This is a genomic window from Streptomyces sp. NPDC048001, from assembly GCF_043203115.1.
GTDB classification, from domain to species: Bacteria; Actinomycetota; Actinomycetes; order Streptomycetales; family Streptomycetaceae; genus Streptomyces; species Streptomyces sanyensis.
Genome location: NZ_JBIDBN010000003.1, coordinates 458,916 through 465,158, shown reverse-complemented (window position 1 = coordinate 465,158; position 6,243 = coordinate 458,916). Strand labels below are relative to the sequence as shown.

The window sequence follows — 6,243 nt, the reverse complement described above, 5'->3', positions numbered from 1 at the left end:
GCGGGCCGGGCCTCGGCCCGGGCGAGCACCGGCCGGGCCGAGGCGCTGCGCTCGGCCAGCCGCACCGCCAGCCCCGCCACCGTCCGCGCCTCGAAGACGTCCCGTACGGAGCAGGAGGCGCCCCCGGACCGCACGAGGGCCACCAGCCGGGTGGCCAGCAGGGAGTGGCCGCCGAGTGCGAAGAAGTCGTCCTCCGCGCCGATCGCGTCCAGCCCCAGGGCCTCGGCGAAGGCGGCGGCGAGCCGCTCCTCGGCCGCACCGCGGGGAGCGCGTGAGGGCGCCCCGCCGGTGACCGCGGGCGCGGGCAGGGCCGCCCGGTCCAGCTTGCCGTTGACCGTGACCGGGAGCGCGTCCATCATCACCACGGCGGCCGGGACCATGTACTCGGGCAGCCGCCCGGCCAGCTCGCGGCGTACGGCGTCCGGATCGGCCCCGCCCGTCGCATAGGCCACCAGCCGGGGCACGCCGGGCACGTCCTCGCGGACCAGCACCGCGGCCGCCCCGATGTCCGGGAGCGCCGTCAGGGCGGCCTCGACCTCACCCGGCTCGATCCGGAACCCGCGGATCTTCACCTGGTCGTCGATCCGGCCGAGGAACTCCAGCAGCCCGTCCCGGCGCCAGCGCGCCAGGTCGCCCGTGCGGTACATCCGCCCGCCGGGGGCTCCGTGCGGGTCGGCGACGAATCGTTCCGCCGTCAGCGCCGGGCGCCCCAGGTACCCGCGGGCGTTCTGGACGCCGGCGAGGTACAGCTCGCCGGCGACCCCGGGCGGCACGGGACGCAACCGGTCGTCGAGCACATACGCCCGGCTGTTGTCGAGGGGACGGCCCACGACGGGCGACGGGCAGTCCGACACCCGTGCCGTCAGGGCGTCCACCGTGAACTCGGTCGGCCCGTAGTAGTTGACGGTCTCCATGTCCGCGATCCCGCGCAGCCGCGTCCACAGCGCCGGGGGCACCGCCTCGCCGCCGAGCAGGAACAGCGGCGGCCGCCGGTCCCCGTCCAGCAGGCCGGCGCCGACCAGCCGGGCCCCGTAGGACGGGGTCACGTCGAGGGCGTCGATGCGGTGGTCGTGCACATAGGCCACCACCGCGTCCGCGTCCCGGCGCCCGAACTCGTCCAGGACGTGGAGTTCGTGGCCGGCGACCAGCCACAGCAACTGCTCCCAGGAGGAGTCGAAGGAGAAGGAGGCGGTGTGCAGGGCCCGCACCCGGCGTCCCAGCCGGGCGGCCAGCGGACCGTACAGCTCCCGGTGGTGGTCGTGGTAGAGGTTGGCCAGCCCGGCGTGGTGCAGGGCCACCCCCTTCGGCACGCCCGTCGAGCCCGAGGTGTAGATGACGTAGGAGAGGTGGTCCGGCCCCGGGACCGGGAGGGCCGGACCACCCGTCGAAACCCCGGCGAGGCGTTCGGCGGTGGCCGGATCGTCCAGCACCAGCCGGGCCGCGCCGGGAAGCACGGGTACCGCGGAGTCGACGCCCGCGGTGGTGACCACGCACACCGGAGCCGCGTCGCGGAGCATGAACTCCAGCCGCTCCGCCGGGTGGTCCAGGTCGAGGGGGAGGAACGCGGCACCGGCCCGCAGCACCGCGAAGGCGGCGACCACGCTGTCGGCGGACCGGGGCAGTGCCAGGGCCACGACCGTGTCGAGCCCGGCCCCCTGCTCGACGAGCAGCCGCGCGAGGCGGGCCGCCCGCTCGTCCAGTTCGGCGAAGGTCAGACGGGTGCCGCCCGCCACCACGGCCACGGCGTCGGGCGTGCGGGCCACCTGCTCCGCCAGGACGTCCCGGACGGTGCCCGACGGGTGGCGGCGCGCGGTGCCGTTCCGGCGGGCGAGGTCCTCGTGCTCGGCGGGGTCGAGCAGGTCCGGCGCGCTCACGGCCGCATCCGGATCGGCCGTGAACCGCTCCAGCAGGCGCAGCAGCCGGTCCGCCAGGACCGCGGCGCTCTCCCGGTCGAACAGGTCGGCGGCGTAGAAGACCTCCAGATCCAGCTCCTCGCCGTGGGCCGTGTCGGAGAAGGTGATGTCGAGGTCGAACTTGGCGACCCCGGGGTCGATCCGGTCGACCTCCACCTCACGGCCGAACAGCGTGCGCAGGTCCTGGGTGACCGTGCTGTGCGCCACCATGGTCTGGAAGAGGGGGTGGCGGGAGAGGGAGCGTTCGGGGGCGATGGTCTCGACGAGGGTGTCGAAGGGGATGTCGGTGTGGTCGAGGGCGGTGAGGTCGGTGGTGCGGACGCGGTGGAGGAGTTCGGTGAAGGTGGGGTCGCCGGAGAGGTCGGTGCGCAGGACGGTGGTGTTGACGAAGAAGCCGACGAGGTGGTCGAGGGCGGTGTCGCCGCGGCCTGCGACGGGGGTGCCGAGGGGGATGTCGTCTCCGGCGCCGAGGCGGTGGAGCAGGGCGGCCACCGCAGCGTGCACCACCATGAACACGCTGCAGCCGTTCTCCCGGGCCAGCCGGCGCACGGCCGAGGCCAGCTCGGAGGGGACCTCGCGGTGCACCATCCCGCCCGCGTTGCCGGGCACCGCGGGGCGGGGCCGGTCGGTGGGGAGGGGGAGTTCTTCGGGGAGGTGGGCGAGGGTCTCGCGCCAGTGGGCGGCCTGCCGTGCGGCGAGGGAGCCGGGGTCGGCCGGGTCGCCGAGGAGTGTGTGCTGCCAGAGGGCGAAGTCGGCGTACTGGAGCGGCAGGGCGGTGAAGTCGGGCTCCCGCCCCTGCCGCCGTGCCGCGTAGGCCCGTTCCAGATCGCGCAGGAAGGGCCCCATGGACCACTCGTCGCTCGCGATGTGGTGCAGCAGCACCACCAGGGCGTGGGCGCCGCTCGCGGGGTCCCGCAGCAGCGTCGTCCGGATCGGGGGCTCGGCCGACAGGTCGAACAGGTGGCCGAGCGCTGCTTCGGCCTCCGCGTCGAAGCGCTCCTGCGGCGCCTCCACGACGCGCAGGCGCACCTCGGCCTCCTCGGGTGACAGCACCTGCTGGTACGGCTCCCCACCGGCCTCCCGGAAGACGGTGCGCAGCGCCTCGTGGCGGCCCACCACGTCACCCAGCGCGGCGTCGAGGGCGGCGGCGTCCACCTCCTGCCCGAAGCGGGCGACGAAGGGGATGTTGTAGGTGGCGCTCGGCCCCTCCAGCCGGTGGAGGAACCACAGGCGCCGCTGGGCGTACGACAGCGGCGGGCGCTCGGGCCGCGGCGCGTCCGCCGCGAGGGGCGGCCGGCGCACGGCCGCCCCGTTCACGGCGAGTCGGGCGGCCAGTCCGGCCGGAGTGCGCGCCTCGAACACGTCGCGGATGCCGCACTCCGTGCCGAGCGCGGTACGGACACGTGCCACCACCCGTGCGGCGAGCAGCGAGTGGCCGCCGAGGGTGAAGAAGTCGTCGTCCGGGCCGGTCCCCGGCAGGTCGAGCACCTCCGCGAAGATCCCGGTCAGGATCTCCTCCCGGGCGCCGCGCGGCGCACGGCCCGTCGCCCCGGTCCGCGCGGCGAGGTCGGGTGCGGGCAGCGCCCGGCGGTCGATCTTGCCGTTGGAGGTCAGCGGGAAGGTGTCCAGCACCACGACGGCCGAGGGCACCATGTACTCCGGCAGCCGTTCCCCGACCGCCGCCCGCAGCGCCGCGGGCTCGGGCGCGGGGCCCTCGCCGGAGGGCGTCACATAGCCCACCAGGTGCCGGGAGCCCGGCCGGTCCTCGCGGACCGCCACCACGGCCCGGCCGACCCCGGCCGGTGCGCCGAGCGCGCTCTCGATCTCGCCGAGTTCGATACGGAAGCCACGGACCTTGACCTGGTCGTCGGCACGGCCCAGGAAGTCGATCCGCCCGTCCGCCCGGCGACGCACCAGGTCCCCGGTGCGGTACATCCGGCCGCCCGGGGCGCCGTAGGGGTCGGCCACGAAGCGCTCGGCGGTCAGTGCGTGGCGGCCCAGGTAGCCGCGGGCCAGCTGCGCCCCGGCGAGGTACAGCTCTCCGGGGCGGCCGACGCCGACGGGGCGCAGGGCGCCGTCCAGGACATGGGCGCGGGTGTTCCAGAAGGGGGTGCCGATGTCGGGGGTTCCGGTGTGCTCGGGTTCGAGGTCCACCGAGGTGGCCCAGACGGTGGCCTCCGTCGGGCCGTAGACGTTGGTGACCCGCCCGGCCGCCCGGGCCAGTCGCCCGGCCAGGTCGGCGGGGAGCGCCTCGCCGCCGACCAGCGCGTGGGTCCCGCCCAGGCTCTCCGGGCGGCCCTCCTCCAGCAGGGCGTGCCAGAGCGTCGGGGTGGCCTGCACGACCGTGGGCCGGTGGGCGTCCAGCAGGTCCGCGAGGCGCTCCGGGTCGCGCACCGTGTCGCGGTCCGCCAGCACGACCGTCGCGCCGCAGATCAGCGGGGTGTAGAGCTCCAGGGCCGCGATGTCGAAGGACACGGTGGTGACGGCGACCAGGGTGTCGTCCTGCCCCAGGGCGAGTTCGTGCGCCTGCATCCGCAGGAAGTTGGCCAGCGCCGCGTGGGGGATCACCACACCCTTGGGACGCCCGGTGGAACCGGAGGTGTGGATGACATACGCCGGGTGGTCGCCGAGGAGGGGGGCGCGCCGCTCGGCCTCGGCCGGGGCGGCGGGGGAGTGGCCGGCCAGTTCGGCCAGGGTGTCGGGGGCGTCCAGGACCACCGTCTCGGTGCCGCGCACGTCGGGGGCGTCCGGTGCCGCGCCCAGGGTGGTGAGCACGCACACGGGGCGTGCGTCGTCCACCATGAACTCCAGCCGGTCCGCCGGGTAGTCGAGGTCCAGCGGCAGGTAGGCGCCGCCGGCCTTCAGCACGGCGAGCAGGGCGACGACGAGGTCCGCCGAGCGGGGCAGCGCCAGGCCGACGAAGTCCTCCGGGCCGACGCCGCGGGCGATCAGCAGCCGGGCCAGGCGGTTGGCGCGCTCGTCCAGTTCGCCGTAGCCGAGGCGGTCGGAGCCGGACACCAGGGCCAGGGCCTCGGGCCGTTCGCGGACCTGCGTCTCGAAGGCGTCCACCAGCGTCCCCGGCGGCACCTCGCGGGAGGTGGCGTCGGCCGCCTCCACAAGGGCCTGCCGCTCCGACGCGTCCAGCAGGTCCGGCCGGCCCACCGCGGTCCCCGGCCCGGCCGCCGCGGCCTCGGTGAGGAAGCGGGTGAACTCGGCGCACCGGGCGGCCAGTTCCTCCTGGCCGTAGGCGGCGGGATTGGCGTCCAGCTCCAGCCGGATGCGGCCCTCGGCGGCATCGTGGTGGAGGGCCAGCGTGAGGTCTTCGACGGGTCCGGCCGCCACGTTGTGCACGGTGCCGGACGCGCCCGCGAAGTCCAGGGCGTTGTCGAAGGCCTTGACGTTGACCATCGGGCCGAGCACGCCCTGGCGGCTGCCCACCAGACCGAGGTCCCGGCGGATGTCCTCCGCGCGGTAGCGCTGGTGGCGCCGCAGCTCGCGGATGCGTCCGGCGACGTCGGCGGTCAGCTCGGCGAAGGAGCACTCCGGCCGTACGGCGATCCGCAGCGGCAGCACGTTGACGACCATGGCCGGGACGGTCAGCGCGGCGGAGCCCAGCCGTCCCATGGCGGGCAGCGACAGCAGCACGTCCCGGGACCCGGTGGAGCGGTGCAGGAAGGCGGCGAAGGCCGCCGTCGCGACGTCGGCCCAACTGCCGCGCGCGGCGCGGGCGATGGCCAGCAGACCCGCGGTCGCCTCTGGTGAGAGGACGGCGCTCCGGCGCAGGAAGCCGGGGGAGGCGGGGAGCGAGGCCCCCGACAGCGGCTCCGGCGGCGTGTGGTCCGCCATGCGGTCCAGCCAGTAGTCGCGGTCCCGCACATACGCGGCGCTGCCGGCGTAGTCGCGCTCCTCGGCGGCGACGGCGTCCGGCGGGCCGAACGGCGAGGGGCCGGGGTCCTCGCCCCGGACCAGCGCCGTGTACACCTGGGCGGTGCGCCGGGAGACGAGGGAGAACCCGTAGGCGTCCAGCACGATGTGGTGGGCGCGCTGGTACCACAGGGTGCGCCCGGGGCCCACGGTGTGCAGGGCGGAGGCGAACAGGGCGTCGGTCCGCGGATCGACGGGGCGGTCCATGTCCGCGCGCATCCACGCGAGCGCCGCCGCCCGGGGGTCCTCGGCGCCGGTGTGGTCCAGGCACGCGGTCGCCGCGGGGCGCGCCGCCTCGTCGCCGAGCACCTGGAAGGGCTCTCCCGTCCCGTCCTCGTCGAACCGGGCGGTGAGCAGCTCCGCTTCGCGGGCGGTGCGCGGGCGCCGGGACGGGGTGGGAGGCGCG

Annotated in this window: 1 protein-coding gene; it reads right to left on the bottom strand. The window is 76.0% G+C overall.

Features of this window, described 5'->3' with window-relative positions; translation table 11 throughout:
* Positions 1-6,146: amino acid adenylation domain-containing protein (locus tag ACGF15_RS08575; RefSeq protein ID WP_392797345.1), on the bottom strand; the 6,146-nt coding region annotated here is incomplete at its 3' end.
* Positions 6,147-6,243 lie beyond the last annotated feature (97 nt).